Raw genomic sequence first — 16759 nt, 5'->3', positions numbered from 1 at the left:
GGGGGGGGGGGGGGGGGGGGGGGGGGGGGGGGGGGGGGGGGGCGGGGGGGGGGGGACCCCCCCCCCCCCCCCCCCCCCCCCCCGAGTCCGCATCAGTCGTCCAGGCCGAATCTGGCCATCAACTCCTGATCGCCTGCCACATAAGAGGTGTCAGTGGTGACGGTCTGGTCGGACGGACCACGACTGCACATGCAGAGGTGGCGACTGCTGGAGGTGACGCGCACGGCTTGTGCGCCGCCCGAGGACATGATCTCGTCGGCGATGTCCTTGACGAGATACTCCTGAATCTGGAAGCGGCGACTGAACGCCTGTACCAGACGCGGGAATTTGCCGAGTCCGAGGATGCGGTCACCGGGCACGTAGGAGATGTTGACCTTCCCGAAAAACGGCAGGAAGTGGTGGGCGCAGATCGAGAAGAAGTTGTTCTCCTGGATACGCACCACGCCGGTGTGCTCGCCGTTCACCAGGCAGGTGGTTTTGAGGATCTTCGAGGTGTCGATCTCATAGCCACTCAGCAGCTCGCGATAGGCTCGGACGATACGGTCCTCGCACTCCGGTCCGCTGTACCACCCGAGTGCCCTCGTGTCGGTGGTTACATTCGTTTTGAGCCATTCCTCTATGGTCATCTGCGACCTCCATTCCTGCTCACACCAAGGGCTCCGAACCCGGTGGAGGTCTTTCACTATCCACCCATGAATCTTCGTTGAGAACATACCTCCATTGGCCCACACCCGATGAGACCAATATGTAGGTGATGCGCCAATAACTAAGTAGTTAAATCCGCACGGAGAATAAACGTTTCTCCTGGGCTTGAACCGAGCGGACGGCGGGAATGCGGCGCCCGAAAGGGAAAGCCAAAAATACCCTTACGGGCGCGGGTGCACACCCGCTCACTTTTCGCTTTGGGGGGTGTGGGGGTGAATGCGCCCCAGCGCACAACTCCTTTACCGCTTCGAGGATGAGGAGGATGAGGGCGAGGACGGCTTTCGTCCGGCCTCGGCGGAGGCGCTGAATCTTCCCGGGACGTACGGGATTGTGGCTGGTGAGGTAAACGCTGCCCGGTGCGGCGACCCCGGGCGCGGACGTGGCCCCCACCGCTGGAAGGCGAGCGGCGGTCCGGCAGCTGACCTACTTGCCGGCCATGGTCTGTTCTCCTGGGCATGTGGTGGCGGTCGCGGGAGAAAGACGCGGGCCCGGCGGGCGAGGTTCACCGGGTGAAACCTTCAGTAACTCAGCAGAGATGTAAGCGAGTTCGCCCGGGAAGACGGCTCGACGCGCAGCACGTGGCGAAGGTCCGCGCCGCTGTCGCGGGCCCGGCGGGCCGCGCGCGACGACAGCTAGCAGACGTTCGAACTGATGCTGCCCGGCTCCTCCGGCAGACGTCTGCCGCGTGGCATCTCCGCAGCCGTTCCGCGATCGTATGCGGCATGAATTCCGACGAATCCGAGATGCGTGAAGCGGTCCGGGAACTGGCCGCGGCATTAGAGACGATGCTCAACCTGATCAAAGCTGACGCGCTTCCCACCACGCCCGAAGCGCACCGGCTCATGAGGGAGGTGATGGTCTTCCTCGACGCGTCTACCGGCCGGATCGCCGACCCTGACCGGCAGGGTGAGATCCTCCCCCTGGCCAGCGAGCTCAACAGGCTGGTCATCTCGGCACGGGAGCAGATCCTGGACGACGCCGTCGCCGCGTCGCGGATGCCTGACCATCCGGGCATGTGAACGCTCCACGGCGAACCCGGGGCGAGCGAGCCGAGCTCGGGGCGTATCCCGCCGGGGCCGGGATGACAGCCGGGGTCCGCACATCCCACGTCGAGAGGGGATGTGCGGACCCGGGTGAGAGGAGAGGCCGCCGAGCCGGGATATCCACCCCGGCTCCGTGAAAGCCTGCCGGATGACTGGCTCAGCTAGCTGGGCGCACCGGCCGGAAGGCCCCGTGTCCCACCGTCGCCCCGCACCCGGGGCGACGGTTCGGACGGCACCGGAGGTTTGCCGCGATCAGACCGCGGGCGCCGGGTAAGTCGGGTACTCCACACCGGAGACGTGCTGGACGACGCGGATGACCTGGCAGGAGTAGCCGAACTCGTTGTCGTACCAGAGGTAGAGGATGGCGTTGTCGCCCTCGACCTTGGTGGGGCCGGCGTCGACGATCGAGGCGTGGCGGGAGCCGATGAAGTCGCTGGAGACCGCGTCGGGGGCCGTGGTGAAGTCGATCTGGCGCTTGAGCGGGGAGGTGAGCGAGACATCGCGGAGGTAGTCGAGGACCTCCGAGCGGGTGGTCTCGCGACCCAGCTGAAGGCTGAGGATCGCGATCGAGACGTCCGGCACCGGGACGCGGATCGAGCTGCCGGTGATCGTCGCGTCGAGGTCGGGCAACGCCTTGGCGACGGCGGAGGCGGCACCGGTCTCGGTGATCACCATGTTGAGCGGCGCCGAGCGGCCGCGGCGGTCGGAGTTGTGGTAGTTGTCCAGCAGGTTCTGGTCGTTGGTGAACGAGTGGATGGTCTCCACGTGACCGCGCAGGACGCCGTACTCATCCGCCATCGCCTTCAGCGGCGGGACGATCGCGTTGGTGGTGCAGGACGCGCAGGACAGGATCTGCTCGTCGGGCTTGATCATGTCGTGGTTGACGCCGTGGACGACGTTGGGGACGTCGCCCTTGCCCGGGGCGGTCAGGACGACCTTGGAGATGCCGGGCTGGAGGTGCTTCGACAGGCCCGCGCGGTCGCGCCACTTGCCGGTGTTATCGATGAGGATGGCGTTGTTGATGCCGTACGCCGTGTAGTCCACCGACGTGGGGTCGTCGGAGTAGATCACCTTGATCTCGTTGCCGTTGGCGATGATCTTGCTGTTCGCCTCGTCAACGGTGATCGTGCCCTGGAACTGCCCGTGGATGGAGTCACGGCGCAGCAGCGAAGCGCGCTTGACGATGTCCTGGTCGCCGCCGCCGCGGACGACGATGGCGCGCAGCCGCAGGCCGTTGCCGGAGCCGGCCTTCTCGATGAGCAGACGGGCGACGAGGCGGCCGATGCGGCCGAAGCCGTAGAGCACGACATCGCGCGGCTCGCGGCGCTCGATCTTGTTGTCACCCGTGGCGCCGGCGACGGCCTCGGCGGTGAACTCCTCCACCGACAGGCCGCGGTCGTCGGTCCGGTAGGTCTCGGCGAGCAAGGCGATATCGATCTGGGACGGGCCGAGATCGAGCGAGGTGAGCGCCTGGAGGAAGGGCATCGTCTCGGTGACCGAGAGCTCCGTACCGGCGATCTGCCGGGCGAAACGGTGGGTCTTGAGGATGCTGACCACCGACTTGTTCACCAGGGAGCGGCTGTGAAGCAGGACCGTGACGTCCCGCTCCCGGTGCAGCTTCCCGATGATCGGGATCATCGACTCCGCGATCTCCTCGCGGTTCTTCCAGTTGGTGAACGAGTCGTCATTGACAGCAGTCACAGGCTTATCTTTCGAGCTAGGCGGTGCTCATATGCTAGCGCCCCCATATTTTGATCCTTCAGACGGTCCTGCTGTGCGTGGGATGCCGCGGCGGGCGCCACGATCGCGCGGGCGTAGGGGCGGGGTGACGGTGCGGAGTGAAGAGCTAGGGCAAATCGGGGCAAATGCTCCCAATTGGTCGTCTTCGGCCCTGCCTCTCCGGGGTCGGAGGGGCGGGGATGCGTCGTGGGTCGACGAGGGTGTGACATCGACTACCCGTCGGCTAGCCGTCGGGGGGAGCGCTCCCCGGCTGGGTAGCGGTGCCGCTCGGTGAGGGGGAGCGGGGTGCGGGGAGCGGAGCGGAGGTGCCTGCGCGTCGGCAGGCTCGCTGATCCCCCATGTATGTCGTGCGCATTCGGCGCGCCGGGAAGGGGGGCGCTTCTGTGCCGTCCTTTCTGTGACGTCCTTCACCGGAGCCCTTGCGGCCGGCGCCGCTGCGGACGGTTGGTGGTGAGGTCAGGGGCTGTGCCGGGGTCTTGGCGCCGGTTTGTGGAGGGTGTTGCGTGAACTCCGGGGTCCGGGGGAAGCCGTCTAAGAATCTTCTCGTCGAAGTAGCCTTTTGCGTGGCCCTCGCAGGGGGCGGTGGGTGAGCTCCAGGCGTTGTGGTCGATCGGGCGTGAGGTGAGAGGTGTGACGGGCACGCAGCAGACCCCGGTGAACAAAGCGGCGGACGCGCGGGACCGCGTTCATGAGCTGCTGCACGCGCACCGCCCGCAGGTCGATGAACTCTCCTCGATCGACGCCCTGCTGGTCACCTCGGAATTGGTGACCAATGCCCAGCGTCATGGTGGCGGAGTCGCCGGATTCTCTGCCCGGATCACGGGCGGTCTGCTGGAAGTGACCGTCACCGATCGCAGTCCTCGTCATCCCGCCACGGCCATCGGACCGGAAAAGTACGGGGTCGGTGGATATGGGTGGCCGATGATCCAGAAACTCACGTCCTGTGTGGTGATTGTCCCCACGGGCGACGGCAAGGCCATTACGGTGACCGTCCCTCTCCGGTTCGACGGCGTGGCCGACTGAGGGTGCCGCAGCTGCGGCAGGCGTTTCGTGGTGCGTGCGCCGTTGTGGGAAGGCGTTCGGCAGGCGTTCCCGTCGGCCCGAGGTCGGTCAACCCGTTGAGGTGGTGGCCGATGAGGGGGGGAGTCGACGGATGGCGACCTCGTCGTAAGTCGCGCTTTCCGTGGCCCACCGGGTGAGGGTTCACCCGCTGTGGCGCCCGTGCGGGGGCCTGAGAGTATTGCCGTCCTGCCGTGCGAGAAGGAAGTGCCCCGGCCGGTAATGCCTGCCCGGAGGATGGGTGAGGGTGGCGGCGTCGCTGCGACGGCTCGGGAGCATTGGGGTGGAATGGTGTGATGCAGGGAGTACCTGTAAGAGCAGCCGAGGCGCGCAACTTTGTGCACGACTTGCTGCACAAGATAGGCAGCCCGGTCGATGACCTGGCCCTTGTCGATGCCCTCTTGGTGACCACGGAGCTGGTCACCAATGCCCAACGGCACGGGGGCGGGCTCACCGGATTCACCGCGCGGGTCGTCGAGGGGTGTCTGGAAGTGGCGGTCGAGGACGGCAGCGCGCACTGCCCCACCGCCGCTACCCCGCAAACGCCCGGCCGCGACCCTGGCGTCACGGGTGGCTACGGCTGGCCCCTGATACAACGCCTGGCGCGCAGCGTCGAGATCACCGCGACCGTGACCGGCAAGACGATTCGGGTGACCTTGCCCCTTTGATGCCGTCGGTGCGGTGCCCGAGGGCGTGAGCCGTGAGCCAGTTCAGCCCCACTCACCGCAAACCGGCCGCCACTCCTCATCCGGCCGGCCCACTCCTCCCCACCGCCAGGGCGATGATTGCCATGCCCGGTCTCCGTGGGGGATGGTTACCAATGGGGAAGGGTCCCTGCCGTTTTTGTGGGGTGATGGGGTGCACTCAGTGAGCCTTGCGTGGTGAAGAGTTCCGACGTACCCGTGGTCACCGCGCCCGCGGCCGGTGTCGATGCCGGCGCCGCCTGGCAGTCCGCGCCCCACCCCGTACTCGTCATCGGCCCGTCCGGGCTCGTGCGTGCGGTCAATGACGCCGCCCTGCTGCTCTTCCCGGCCGCCAGGGCGGGCGCACCGTGCGAAGACGCCCTGGTCTCCTGGCTCGCCGACGCTCATCAGCGCTTCACTGACCGCTTGTGGCCCGACGACGAGGCGGCGTGCGGGCCCGTCGGGGGCCGGAGTTTCGAGGCCCGTCCGAGTCGTGCGGACAACGGCGACGTGGTGTGGTGGCTGGTCGATGACACCGCCCGCCGGTCGGCGGAGGACGCCCTGCGTGCCGAGCGGGAGCGCACCGCGTTTCTCGTGCGGGCGTCGACGGAACTTCTCGCCTCCCTCAATGCCGACCGGTGCATGGACGTCACGGCCCGGCTCGCCACGCCGTATCTGGCGGACGCCGCCGTCGTGGTCGCCCCGCCCTCCGGACGGTGGCTGGCGATGAGCTTCTGCGGTCCGGACGGCCGGGTGGTGCGTGACAAGGTTGTCGCCGATCCCACCTCCGTGCCGGGACTGGCCGAAGCGCTGAAGGGGTTTCCTCCCGTGCCCTCGCGCTGGATAGACCCGGCGGCCGTGCCGGACTGGGTGCGGCCGTCCGCGCTGGGGGACATCGGCTCGGTGGCGGTCACCCCGCTCCCGGGGCACGGGGTGGCGGCCGGCGCGCTGATTCTGCTGAGGCGTTCCGGTCACGCCGCGTTCCACGAGAGCGAGGAGACCGTCGCCCGGCTGTTCGCCGCCCGGGCCGGAGCGGCCATGTCCGCCGCGCGGCTCTACGCGGAACAGGCGGCCATCACCAGGACGCTGATGCGGGAGCTGCTGCCGCCCCGGCTCCAGCAGCTCAGCGGAGTGGAGTTGGCCGGCGGCTACCGGGCCTCGAACGACACCGACCGTGTGGGGGGCGACTTCTACGACGTGCACGCGGCGGCCGGGCCCGATGAGGAGTCGCTCGTCGTCCTCGGGGATGTGTGCGGCAAGGGGTTGGAGGCCGCGGTCCAGACCGGCAAGATCCGCAACACCCTGCACGCCCTGCTGCCGCTGGCCACCGATCATCAGCGGGTGCTGCGGCTGCTCAATGGTGCACTGCTCGATTCCGCTCACACACGGTTCGCCACCCTGGTCCTGGCCTCGGTCGCGCGGCGGGGCGGCACCGTCCGGCTGCGGGTGACCAGCGCCGGGCACCCCGCGCCGCTGATCGTCCGCGCCGACGGCCGGGTGGAGGAAGCCGCCACCCGTGGGTCCCTCGTAGGTGCGCTGCCGGAGGTGACCTCCACGACGGCCGCGCTCGATCTCGCGCCAGGGGAGTCCTGTCTGCTGTACACCGACGGGATCACCGAGGCGATGGGCGGGCCGCTGGGCGATGAGCTCTTCGGCGAGGCACGTCTGCGGTCCGCGCTGAGCGAATGTGCGGGCCTGCCCGCCGAAGCGGTCGTGGAGCGGATCCGGATGCTCGCCGCCCAGTGGGTGGGGGCCGGCCGGCATGACGACATGGCCGTGGTCGCCATCACCGCGCCCCACCATGCGCACCTCAGCGCGGTGGACGGCCACACCCGGGGCAGGTACACGGCATGAGAACGGTTACTTCTACGGGGGGTGCGCCGATGACCGCTGTCCGGCGGGAAGCAGGGGCGGGGGCCGGTCCGTCCCACCGTGCTCGTCCGGGGACCATGGGCGGACGGCCACCGGGCAGGCGTGCGTCATGACCACTTCTCCTGTGGCGATGGCGGAAAGCCTGGCCGCCTACGTCGACCAGCTGTGGGACGCCGTGGTGACGGTGGATGAGCGGGCCGCCGTCCGCCGGGCGTTCGACGCGGTGGACGCCGGTGTCCCGCCGGAGGACGTGCTGCTCGACATCATCGCGCCCGTTCAGCACCGGGTCGGTGAGCACTGGGCGGCGAACCGGATGACGGTGGCGCAGGAGCACGCCGCCACCGCCATCAACGACCGGGTCATCGCGGCCCTCGCACATCACCGGCCGCCCGCGGCCACAGGGGAGCGGGGCCGCATCACGGTGGCCTGTGTCGACGGTGAGTGGCATGCGCTGCCCGCCCGCCTCCTCGCCGAGGTGCTGCGGCTGCGCGGCTGGCAGGTGGATTTCCTCCTGCGCGCAGGTGCCCGCACCTCATCTGATCGCCCATCTGCACCAGACCGGACCGCAGGCCGTCGCGCTGTCCAGCTCGATCGCCACCCGGCTGCCCACCGCGCATGCGGCGATCACCGCCTGCCAGGCCGCGGGCGTCCCCGTCCTGGTGGGCGGCGCCGCGTTCGGTCCCGACGGCCGCTACGCCCGGCTCCTCGGTGCCGATGCCTGGGCGCCGGACGCCCGCACCGCCGCCGACTTCCTCTCCCGGGGCATGCCGGACACCAGGGCCCCCGCGCTCGGGCACCAGCCCATCGACGATCTGCCGCACCTGTCCGACCAGGAGTACTCCCTGGTGGCACGCACGGCCCCACAACTGGTCAGGGAGACCCTCGCGCAGCTGGAGGAACGCTTCCCGGCCCTGCGCGACTACTCCGACCGGCAGCGGCAGCACACCGCGGAAGACCTCGCGCACATCACCGACTTCCTCGCCACCGCGCTCTACACGGATGACGACGAACTGTTCACCGGTTTCCTCACCTGGACGGGAGCGATCCTCACCACCCGCGGAGTCCCCGCGCACTCCCTGCACCCGGCCCTGGACGCACTCGCCGCCCAGCTGAAGGACTTCCCGCGGGCCCGGCGGATCATCGGCCACGCCCGCCGCGCCCTCGGCACGGGCGCCGGGCCCGGCTCCGGTGCTGGTCCTGGTCCCGGAACCGACGCCGGCCCGGGCTCCGGATCGTCCGCATGACGTCGTACCCGCCCGACGAGCGCTGCCCCACTGTCACCACCCCGGACAGGCACACCGCCCACCTCCATCTCACCGGGGACCTGGACCACACCACCGCGGACGCGCTGCTCGCCCTCGCCCTCCGGCAGATCGCAGCGCAGCCCGACCTCCGTGCCCTCCACCTCAACTGCGCCCGGGTGCGGGCCTGCGACCGGATGGGACTCTCCGTCCTGCTGGCCCTCCACCGCCGCACCGACGCTGCCGGGATCCACCTCCACCTGGACGACCGTCCACCCGCCCTGGACCGCCTCCTGACGATCACCGGCACCCTCGGGCCGCTCACTTCCCCGCCCGGACGGAGCGGCTCCCCTACGGGCTGACGCACACCGGCTCCCCTACGGGCTGACGGGCGCGCCCCTCCAGAACGGTCACCCGTGCCGCAGGACGGCAGGCTCATGAACCTGCCTCGCCGGGGCATACGCGAGTTCAGCGGCTTCCCGACCAGGGGCGGGCAGGCGCGCACGGGCTGCCATCGGACGAGGCGACAGGGGGCGTGGCCTATGAATGACCGTCAAAAGGCCACGGGCGGTGAGGCGGGCGGCGGGGGATATCTGCCCATCGCCGAACACGGCCTGATCGGTGATCTGCGGACCGCGGCGCTGGTCGGTACCGATGGCCGGATCAGCTGGTTCTGTGCCCCGCGGTTCGATTCACCCAGTATTTTCGGGTCCCTGCTCGATGCCGGGAACGGCGGACACTGGCAGATCAGCCCCGTCGAGGACATCGCCAAACGCCAGCAGTACTACTTTCCCGATACCAACATCCTCATGACGCGGATGCTCACCGAGAACGGCATTGTCGAGATCCAGGATTTCATGCCGATACGGGCGGAGGGTGACCCCGATCACCGGCAGCGGCTGGTGCGGCGGGTGGTGAGTGTACGGGGCAGTTCGCGGATCCGTACCGTCATCGCACCGCGGATGAATTACGGCCGGGATCCGCACAAGGTGGAAAGCCAGCCGCACGGTGTGCGTTTCACCAGTGAGTCGCTGGACATCTCGCTCCAGGCAAATGTGACCCTCCGGAGCGAGGGCCAGGACGCCGTCGGGGAATTCGATCTGGCGGAGGGCCGGTCCGCGCTGTTCGTGCTGGAGACCACCCGGCCCTCCCGCGCCGAGCCGGCCGTCGACCTGGTCGATACCCGAGCCGCCGAGGAACTGTTCCGGTCCACCGTACGGTTCTGGCGCCAATGGCTGAGCCAGTCCACCTACACCGGACGCTGGCGCGAAATGGTGCACCGTTCCGCACTGACCCTCAAACTCCTCACCCACGAACCCACCGGAGCCATCGTCGCCGCACCGACCCTCGGGCTTCCCGAACAGCTCGGCGGTGAACGGAACTGGGACTATCGCTATGTCTGGATCCGCGATGCGGCCTTCTCCCTCCACGCCCTGCTGCGGCTGGGCTTCACCCGTGAGGCACAGGCCTTCATCAGCTGGCTGACCTCGTGTCTGCGCGGTGCGCAGAACGGTGAACACGGCCCGCTACGCGTGCTCTATTCCATCGACGGTGACGCCGAACTCCCCGAGCATGTCCTCGACCACTGGGCGGGCTACCGGGGATCCGCCCCGGTCCGGGTGGGAAACGGTGCCGCCGGCCAGCTCCAGCTCGACATCTACGGCGAACTCTTCGACTCCGTCTATCTGTTCAACAAGCACGGTGCCGGTATTTCACACGACAGCTGGATGGATCTGTGTGCCGTTCTCGACTGGCTTCTGGAGCACTGGGACCGCCCGGATGCGGGGATATGGGAGACCCGCGCCGGTCAACAGCGGCACACCTATTCACGGTTGATGTGCTGGGTAGCGGTGGAGCGCATGATCCGCATGGCCCGGCAGCGCGGTTTGCCGGGTGATCCGGTGCGCTGGATGTCGGAGCGCGACAAGATCTACCACCAGATCATGGAAGAGGGCTGGAACGCGCAGGAACAGACCTTTGTCCAACGCCTCAGCGGCGAGGCGGGCCAGCCACCGGAATGCATTCTGGATGCCTCGCTCCTGGTGATGCCGATGGTCAAGTTCCTCTCGCCGGAGGATCCGCGATTCCGCTCCACCGTCCGGGCCATCGGCGAGAACCTCGTCACGGACAGCCTGGTCTTCCGCTATGACCCGAAAGCGTCCCCCGACGGACTGGACGGCACGGAGGGGACCTTCTCGATCTGCTCGTTCTGGTGGGTCGAGGCGCTCGCCCGTACCGGGCAGATCGAAGAGGCCCGGGTGGCGCTGGAGAAGATGTTCACCTACGCCAATCACCTCGGTCTGTATGCCGAGCAGATAGGGCTGACGGGCGAACATCTGGGGAATTTCCCGCAGGCATTCACCCATCTCGCGCTGATCAGCGCGGCCACGAGCCTGGACGACTTCATGGGCTGAGCCGAAACGCCACACTGCCGACGGAAGGGTGTCCGTTGCCGGCCCGATCGCGGGGCATACTGACCGGCGGTGCGACTGGGCACGCATTCCCGACCGAAGCGCTGTCCACCCCAGGAGAACTGAAGGGCAGGAAGACCGTGGCTGACTTTCTCACCGATATCACCACCCTCCGCGAGCGCGCCCGCCGCGAGATGGAAAAGGGACCGGTCACCGAAGCGTACGGAGCCGACCTGGAGCGCGTCCTTCAGGTACTGAACGAGGCGCTGGCCACGGAAATCGTGTGCACCCTGCGGTACAAGCGGCATTACTACACCGCTTCCGGTCTCTATTCGGAGCCGGTCGCCGCGGAGTTTCTGGAACATGCCGCGCAGGAGCAGCAACACGCGGACAAGGTGGCGCAGCGCATCGTGCAGCTCGGCGGCCGGCCCGACTTCAACCCGGAAACCCTGACGCAGCGGGCGCACGCCGGTTACGACGCCAGCGACGACCTGGTGGAAATGATCAAGGAAGATCTGGTGGCCGAACGCGTGGCCATCGCCTCGTACACGGAAATCGCGAAGTGGCTCGGTGACGGCGACCCGACCACCCGCCGCGTATTCGAGGACCTGCTGGCGCAGGAGGAAGAGCACGCCGACGATCTGCGGGGGCTGCTGGAACGTATTCCGCAGGACAGGAAGACCGACTGACGCGCGCCGGTTCCGGCGTGATTGGCCTGATCACGGCGGTCGGCGGCGGTCGGCGGCGGTGCGTCCCGCCGGCCCGCGACGGCGGGGGCGTCCCCGCCGGGGTCCCCCGCCCGGAGCGGTGAGCAGGGCGCGGACCCTCAGGCGCCCAGGGCGCCGAGCATGTCGTCGGCCAGCGTGAAGTATCCGGCGGTGCCGGTGACATCGAAGAGCCGGCGGACGACCTCGTGGAACGGGCCGGCGACGATCAGCGTGCGCTGCCGCCGGTGGTGGGCCCGCTGGGCGGCGAGCAGGACATGCAGCACCGTGGAGTCGGCGAAGTCGGTGAGCGACAGATCGACGACGGTACGTGGAGCGCCGGAATCCTCCGCCAGCGCGCAGGCCTCTTCCAGAAGAGGGGCGCTGTCGTGATCGAGGGACCCGCTGACGCGGACGACAAAGACCTCGTCCTCGACCGCATGGGTCACCACAGCCGGTGTATGAACGTACATGGGCGACAGCATGCCATGCCGCTCGCGCACAGGTTCTCGACAGTCTCCTGTTCGGCCAGCTTGAAGGCTGTCCCTCGTATGGCCCCCGACGCAGGCCGGCGAAGTCCGTCCGGGCACCGGCGCCCTGGCGCTCGTCCGGAGTGCGGCGCGACGGCGGTCGCTTTTCTCATGAAGCATTCAGGATTTCGCGGACGGACCTCTCCGGTCCACCGGCTGCGCCACTCAGCGGGGTGATTGTTCCGCCGATACGCATAAGGGACTCGGCGCCGGGCAACAGGCCAGCTCAAACGACCTGAATCCCGGAGGTGGAGCATGAACACGGTTTTCGAGGACGTATGTGACACACAACTGCCGGGGCCTCATGACGAGCCGTCACCGCGGGCCGGAAGATATTCCACCACGCTTCCGCGCGTCGAGGATGCCGGGAGTGTGGCTCCCCAGGACGCCAAGGCGCTGTCGCCGCTGTTCTTCGAGCGGCTCGCGGAACTCGAAGAGGGCACCCCCGAGTATCAGTACGCCCGCAATACGCTCGTCGAGATGAACTTGTCGCTGGTGCGCTATGTGGCCTCGCGGTACAGAAGTCACCGTGACCAAATGGAGGACATCGTCCAGGTCGGGACGATCGGCCTCATCAAGGCCATCGACCGGTTCGACCTGTCCCGCCGAACGGAGTTCGCGGCCTTCGCCATTCCCCATATTCTCGGGGAGATCAAGCGGTTCTTCCGCGACACCAGCTGGGCCGTCCATGTCCCGCGCCGTCTCCAGGAACTCCGCATCGACCTGGCCCAGGCCATGGAGCAGCTGTCCACCTCTCTGGACCGGGAACCGACCGTCAAAGAGCTGGCCGGGCATCTGGAGCTCACCGAAGAGGAGATCATCGAGGGCATTGTGGCCGGCAACGGCTACACGGCCGTCTCGCTGCACCTCTCCGGCGACAGCGAGTCGACGACACCGGGCGGCGGTCCCGTCTTCGCCGACATCCTCGGCGCCACCGACCCCGCCACGGAGCACGTCGAGGACCGGTACGCCCTGGCCTCGCTCCTGCAACAGCTCAACGAACGCGACCGGCTCATCGTGCATCTGCGCTTCGACCGGGAGATGACCCAGGCCCAGATCGGCACGGTGCTCGGTATCTCCCAGATGCATGTCTCCCGACTGCTCGCCCGCATCATCCAGCAGCTGCGCAGGGGCATGCTCGGCCACAAGTGACCCCGCCGGGCCCGCTTCCGGCCGCCGAGCGGCACCGCCCATGGATGGTTCCCCCGTGACCGGGTACCGGGTACCGGGCACCGCAAGATCCGCTGAGGCGCGGATGGGGCACCAGGCGAAGGGACAGCATGGCCGGAGAAGTCAGCGAGCGGCGGATGCCACCGGCTCGGCCGGGCCGGATGGCGCGCGTCCGGCAGTGGTGGGGCCGGGCGCTGGGCTCGGAGGGCCATGAGCGCACCACGGTGCTCCTCGTCGCCAAGGGCACCTTGGCGGCGACGATCGCCTGGGTGATCTCCTCTCACCTGCTGCATGCGCAGTCGCCCGCGTTCGCCCCGTTCTCCGCGGTGCTCATCATGCAGGTGACCGTCTACCAGTCACTGCTTCAGTCCTCGCGCTACGTGGGCGCGGTGGTGGCGGGCGTCGCCGTACAGGCCGCGCTGGGCTTTCTCGTCGGGCCCGAGGTGCTGACGTTCGCCCTGGTGGCGTTGGTCGCGCTCACCATCGGCCGGTGGCCGGCCCTTGGCTCACAGGGCTCCCAGGTGGCCACCGCGGCGTTCTTCGCCTTCTCCACCTATGTGTCCGCCACCTCGACCCTCGACAAGAGCACCCAGCTGGGGCAGATCATCCTGCTGGTCCTCATCGGATGCGGGGTCGGCGTCCTCGTGAACGTCACCGTGCTGCCACCACTGCGCTACCGCAGCGCCGAATACGGCATCCGCACGCTGGCCCACGCCCTGTGCGACCTGGTGAGCGACATCTACCCGGTGTTGCGGGAGGGCGGACTCGACGAGGAGAGCACCGGGCGGTGGCGGTCGCGCGCCGAACAGACCGGGGAACTGGTCACACAGGCCCGTACGGGGCTGCGGATGGCGCGGGAGAGCCTCCATTACAACCCGCGCCGGCTCGTCCGCCGCGGCCGCTCGCACACCCGCTTCGAGGGCTATGCCGCGGTGCTGGAAGCGCTGGAGCGCACCCTCGGCCAAATCACCGCCCTCACCCGGAGCCTGGACCAATGGAGCGCGGACGAGGACCGCCACCGCTACGGCGCCTTTCTGGCGAGCTACGCCGATTTCCTGGAATCCCTCTCCCGGATCACCCGCGTCTTCGCGCACCTCGACGAGGGCCGGCTCGGCGATCAGTCTCCCGAGCTGTGCCAACTGGCCGACGAGGCACAGGATTACCGTCAGCGGCTGGCCGAGGAGGCGGAGCGGGGCGAGCTGCCGCTCGCGGACCCCAGCCGCCCGTATGGAGTGCTGGTCATCGAGGCCGCGCGGCTGATGGAGGAGTTCCAGTACACCTGTGACGTGCTCCGGCATCATGTCGACCGGTGAGTGAAGGGGCGGCCTCAAAGGGGAGGGGCCACCGCTTTCCTGCGGTGGCCCCTCCCCTTTGCCGGGCGGTGTCCGGTCAATTCTTCCGTTGGCGGCGTTTCTCTCGCGCCCCCGCATTGCGCTGCCAAACGGCTGAGCGGTAGCTGCGGGAACGCATACCGGCCCGGGGCGCGCACTGCGATGGAGGTGAGTCCCCTGCGGGAACAGCGCACGCCCCGGGCCGTACTTCTCGTGTTTCCCCCGGCTCGGTGATGATGCGTCAGCGGACACAGAAAAATCGGGGTGGTCCGGACAACGCCGTGTCGTCCGGACCACCCCGGATTTCCGGGCTGCGGCGGCTACCAGCGGTACCACCGGCCGCGCTTGCCGCCGGCACCCGCGGAACGCAGTACGAATCCCAGCGCCCAGATGATGAGTACCGCCACTGCGACGTACCAGAGTGCCTTCAAAGCGAATCCGGCACCGAAAAGCAGCAGTGCGAGCAGAAGCACGAGAAGCAGGGGAACCATAGTTATCAACCTCCGAGACATCGTGTGCCCGCGCATTCGAGGCACACACAACGTTTCTTCGGATAAAAACCGGGCAACCGCTGTCTCCTTGGCGCGTATTGCCCCGGAAATCAGTTATCGTGCGCGGGTTCCGGGGCGGACGAGGTTCCTGCTGCGGAAAGTGGTCTCACAGGTCTCAACAGCTCTCACACGTAGCTCACAACTGCCGTCGGACGGAGCGCGGTTGCCTCCGCCTCCGCTTCGTATGCATGCCCTGGAGAGATCGGGGTAGGCGCGCCGCTGAAGCGTCCGCAGGTGCCGGGCGCGCGGGAGGGCGAGATGACCACCATCGTGAGCGAGACCACCACCGAGCTGCGACAGATCACCCCGGTTTCTGCACTGCCGGAGGTGCCGCAACCGCAGAAGGTGGCACCTCGGGACGCCAGGGACCTGTCCAAGCAGTTCTTCGAACGGCTTCAGGTCCTTGAAGAGGGCACGCACGAGTACCAGTACGCGCGAAACACCCTCATCGAGATGAACATGTCGATGGTGCGCTATGTCGCCCGCCGCTACCGCAATCGCGGCGACGACATGGAAGACGTCATCCAGGTGGGCACCATCGGTCTGATCAAGGCCATCGACCGGTTCGACCTCACGCGTGAGGTCGAGTTCTCCACCTTTGCCGTCCCCTACATCCTGGGCGAGATCAAGCGGTTCTTCCGCGACACCGGCTGGGCCGTCCATGTGCCCCGCCGCCTCCAGGAGCTGCGCAGCGACCTGGCCAAGGCCAAGGAGCACCTCGCCGCCAAGCTCGACCGCGATCCCACCGTCCGCGAACTGGCCGCCCACCTCGACCTGTCGGAGGACGAGGTCATCGAGGGCATCGTCGCCGCCAACGGTTACACCGCCGGTTCGCTCGACACCCCCGCCGACCCCGACCCGTCGGAACAGCGCCGCACCCTCGTCGACGTCCTGGGGGAGAACGACCCGGCGCTGGAGGCCGTCGAGGACTACCAGGTGCTGGGGCCGCTGCTCGGCACCCTCGACGCACGGGAACGGCGCCTCATCGAGCTGCGCTTCGGCCAGGAGATGACCCAGTCGCAGATCGGCGAAGAGCTCGGCGTCTCCCAGATGCATGTCTCCCGGCTGCTGACCCGCACCCTGTCGAAGCTCCGCGCCGGAATGCTCACCGAGCGCTGAGACCGCCCCGTGCGGTGTGGGGAATACGGGGCCCGTTGATCCGGCGCGGCAGCCTCCGTCGAGGTGTGGCGCGACGAGGTCCGGGCATCCGCGACGGCGAACACTTTTCGTGAGGGAAGGAAACCGACGATGCTGATGGCCCACCCTGCGGTGCTGCGGGAACTCATGGCGGAATACGAGGCATTGGAGCTGCTGCACGCCCGCCAGGGGAAGGCCGAGGTGCGCCGGCGGATGGACGACATCGCCTACACCCTGTGCGTCTCCACCGGCACCCGCGATGTGGACGCGGCACTGATCGCCGCCCGCCACCGGCTGCCCGGCGCCGGGGTGGGGGACGACTCCCTCCTCACGGGCACGGGCTGACCGGCCTACGCGGGTAGGCATCCCCACGGCCACCCCGGCCGGCAGCTCCCCCGCGGGTCAGAAATGCCCGGGCAGTCGAACGGCCCCGTTTTGAGCATGGCGCGACGACAGCCTTGAGGCGCTGGCCGCCCTCCTGGCCTTCGTCCGGCCGGCGCCCGCGCGGGACCGGACGGCGGCCGCACCGGTGACCGAGACCGGCTGATCCGGCACGTCCACCGGTCGCCTGCCTGCTGTTGA

General features: G+C 68.4%; 15 protein-coding genes and 1 pseudogene. 12 read left to right on the top strand and 4 right to left on the bottom strand.

Annotated features, from left to right (window positions below):
• Positions 1-92 precede the first annotated feature (92 nt).
• Positions 93-626: a GTP cyclohydrolase I gene (gene folE, locus ACZ4XD_RS34095; protein ID WP_042159706.1), complete on the bottom strand. Its 534-nt coding sequence runs from the start codon at positions 624-626 to the stop codon at positions 93-95.
• 801 nt (positions 627-1427) lie between these two features.
• Here folE and ACZ4XD_RS34090 point away from each other — a divergent pair.
• A complete protein-coding gene (locus ACZ4XD_RS34090; protein ID WP_468048705.1) occupies positions 1428-1724 on the top strand; it encodes a hypothetical protein in 297 nt (98 codons plus the stop codon).
• 276 nt (positions 1725-2000) lie between these two features.
• Here ACZ4XD_RS34090 and ACZ4XD_RS34085 read toward each other — a convergent pair whose 3' ends face one another.
• Positions 2001-3449 carry a glyceraldehyde-3-phosphate dehydrogenase gene (locus tag ACZ4XD_RS34085; RefSeq protein WP_468048701.1) on the bottom strand — a complete coding sequence of 483 codons (1449 nt, stop codon included), beginning with the start codon at positions 3447-3449 and terminating at the stop codon, positions 2001-2003.
• Positions 3450-4118: 669 nt separating this feature from the next.
• Here ACZ4XD_RS34085 and ACZ4XD_RS34080 point away from each other — a divergent pair.
• The 7 genes and pseudogenes from ACZ4XD_RS34080 to ACZ4XD_RS34050 all read left to right on the top strand — a co-directional run bounded on the left by ACZ4XD_RS34080 (position 4119) and on the right by ACZ4XD_RS34050 (position 11443).
• Positions 4119-4511, top strand: a complete 393-nt coding sequence (locus ACZ4XD_RS34080) for an ATP-binding protein (protein ID WP_468048699.1) — start codon at positions 4119-4121, stop codon at positions 4509-4511.
• Between the two features lie 332 nt (positions 4512-4843).
• Positions 4844-5215 (top strand): ATP-binding protein, encoded by a 372-nt coding sequence (locus ACZ4XD_RS34075; RefSeq protein WP_468048697.1) that lies wholly within the window; start codon positions 4844-4846, stop codon positions 5213-5215.
• 210 nt (positions 5216-5425) lie between these two features.
• Positions 5426-7084: a SpoIIE family protein phosphatase gene (locus ACZ4XD_RS34070; RefSeq protein WP_468048695.1), complete on the top strand. Its 1659-nt coding sequence runs from the start codon at positions 5426-5428 to the stop codon at positions 7082-7084.
• 127 nt (positions 7085-7211) lie between these two features.
• Positions 7212-8346, top strand: a pseudogene (locus ACZ4XD_RS34065) (cobalamin B12-binding domain-containing protein).
• On the top strand, positions 8343-8705 hold the full coding sequence (locus ACZ4XD_RS34060) for an STAS domain-containing protein (protein WP_468048691.1): 363 nt from the start codon (positions 8343-8345) through the stop codon (positions 8703-8705). The pseudogene ACZ4XD_RS34065 and the gene ACZ4XD_RS34060 overlap by 4 nt, the downstream one beginning before the upstream one ends.
• Before the next feature lie 180 nt (positions 8706-8885).
• The gene (locus ACZ4XD_RS34055) at positions 8886-10757 is read left to right on the top strand and encodes a glycoside hydrolase family 15 protein (RefSeq protein WP_468048688.1); all 1872 of its coding nucleotides are present in this window, start codon (positions 8886-8888) and stop codon (positions 10755-10757) included.
• A gap of 137 nt (positions 10758-10894) precedes the next feature.
• Entirely contained in the window at positions 10895-11443 is a 549-nt protein-coding gene (locus tag ACZ4XD_RS34050; protein ID WP_468048685.1) for a ferritin-like domain-containing protein, read from the top strand.
• Positions 11444-11580: 137 nt separating this feature from the next.
• On the opposite strand, the gene ACZ4XD_RS34045 is transcribed toward ACZ4XD_RS34050, so the two are convergent.
• The gene (locus tag ACZ4XD_RS34045) at positions 11581-11931 is read right to left on the bottom strand and encodes an STAS domain-containing protein (protein WP_468048683.1); all 351 of its coding nucleotides are present in this window, start codon (positions 11929-11931) and stop codon (positions 11581-11583) included.
• A 312-nt stretch (positions 11932-12243) separates the two neighbouring features.
• Here ACZ4XD_RS34045 and ACZ4XD_RS34040 point away from each other — a divergent pair, with 312 nt between their 5' ends.
• Together ACZ4XD_RS34040 and ACZ4XD_RS34035 are read left to right on the top strand one after the other, a co-directional pair.
• Positions 12244-13140 carry a SigB/SigF/SigG family RNA polymerase sigma factor gene (locus tag ACZ4XD_RS34040; RefSeq protein WP_468048681.1) on the top strand — a complete coding sequence of 299 codons (897 nt, stop codon included), beginning with the start codon at positions 12244-12246 and terminating at the stop codon, positions 13138-13140.
• A 128-nt stretch (positions 13141-13268) separates the two neighbouring features.
• Positions 13269-14471, top strand: coding sequence for an FUSC family protein (locus tag ACZ4XD_RS34035; protein ID WP_468048679.1), 1203 nt, complete (start codon positions 13269-13271; stop codon positions 14469-14471).
• Positions 14472-14809: 338 nt separating this feature from the next.
• Here the strand turns inward: ACZ4XD_RS34035 and ACZ4XD_RS34030 are convergent, their stop codons facing one another.
• Positions 14810-14980, bottom strand: a complete 171-nt coding sequence (locus ACZ4XD_RS34030) for a hypothetical protein (protein WP_042159693.1) — start codon at positions 14978-14980, stop codon at positions 14810-14812.
• A 318-nt stretch (positions 14981-15298) separates the two neighbouring features.
• Here ACZ4XD_RS34030 and ACZ4XD_RS34025 point away from each other — a divergent pair, with 318 nt between their 5' ends.
• Together ACZ4XD_RS34025 and ACZ4XD_RS34020 are read left to right on the top strand one after the other, a co-directional pair.
• Positions 15299-16159 carry an RNA polymerase sigma factor SigF gene (locus ACZ4XD_RS34025; protein WP_468048677.1) on the top strand — a complete coding sequence of 287 codons (861 nt, stop codon included), beginning with the start codon at positions 15299-15301 and terminating at the stop codon, positions 16157-16159.
• A gap of 129 nt (positions 16160-16288) precedes the next feature.
• Entirely contained in the window at positions 16289-16522 is a 234-nt protein-coding gene (locus ACZ4XD_RS34020) for a DUF5133 domain-containing protein (RefSeq protein ID WP_468048674.1), read from the top strand.
• Positions 16523-16759 lie beyond the last annotated feature (237 nt).

The sequence above is a fragment of the Streptomyces sp. NPDC029466 genome, assembly GCF_055574515.1.
Note: the sequence above shows the minus strand (reverse complement) of the source record. Positions and strands in the feature narration are given on the sequence as shown.

What these genes read in the sequence shown, in the direction of transcription:
- ACZ4XD_RS34075 (WP_468048697.1), top strand. Translation starts at nt 4,844, where the DNA reads ATGCAGGGAGTACCTGTAAGAGCAGCCGAGGCGCGCAACTTTGTGCAC.
- ACZ4XD_RS34030 (WP_042159693.1), bottom strand. Translation starts at nt 14,980, where the DNA reads ATGGTTCCCCTGCTTCTCGTGCTTCTGCTCGCACTGCTGCTTTTCGGT.
- ACZ4XD_RS34045 (WP_468048683.1), bottom strand. Translation starts at nt 11,931, where the DNA reads ATGTACGTTCATACACCGGCTGTGGTGACCCATGCGGTCGAGGACGAG.
- ACZ4XD_RS34035 (WP_468048679.1), top strand. Translation starts at nt 13,269, where the DNA reads ATGGCCGGAGAAGTCAGCGAGCGGCGGATGCCACCGGCTCGGCCGGGC.
- ACZ4XD_RS34060 (WP_468048691.1), top strand. Translation starts at nt 8,343, where the DNA reads ATGACGTCGTACCCGCCCGACGAGCGCTGCCCCACTGTCACCACCCCG.
- ACZ4XD_RS34025 (WP_468048677.1), top strand. Translation starts at nt 15,299, where the DNA reads ATGACCACCATCGTGAGCGAGACCACCACCGAGCTGCGACAGATCACC.
- ACZ4XD_RS34020 (WP_468048674.1), top strand. Translation starts at nt 16,289, where the DNA reads ATGCTGATGGCCCACCCTGCGGTGCTGCGGGAACTCATGGCGGAATAC.
- ACZ4XD_RS34090 (WP_468048705.1), top strand. Translation starts at nt 1,428, where the DNA reads ATGAATTCCGACGAATCCGAGATGCGTGAAGCGGTCCGGGAACTGGCC.
- folE (WP_042159706.1), bottom strand. Translation starts at nt 626, where the DNA reads ATGACCATAGAGGAATGGCTCAAAACGAATGTAACCACCGACACGAGG.
- ACZ4XD_RS34055 (WP_468048688.1), top strand. Translation starts at nt 8,886, where the DNA reads ATGAATGACCGTCAAAAGGCCACGGGCGGTGAGGCGGGCGGCGGGGGA.
- ACZ4XD_RS34040 (WP_468048681.1), top strand. Translation starts at nt 12,244, where the DNA reads ATGAACACGGTTTTCGAGGACGTATGTGACACACAACTGCCGGGGCCT.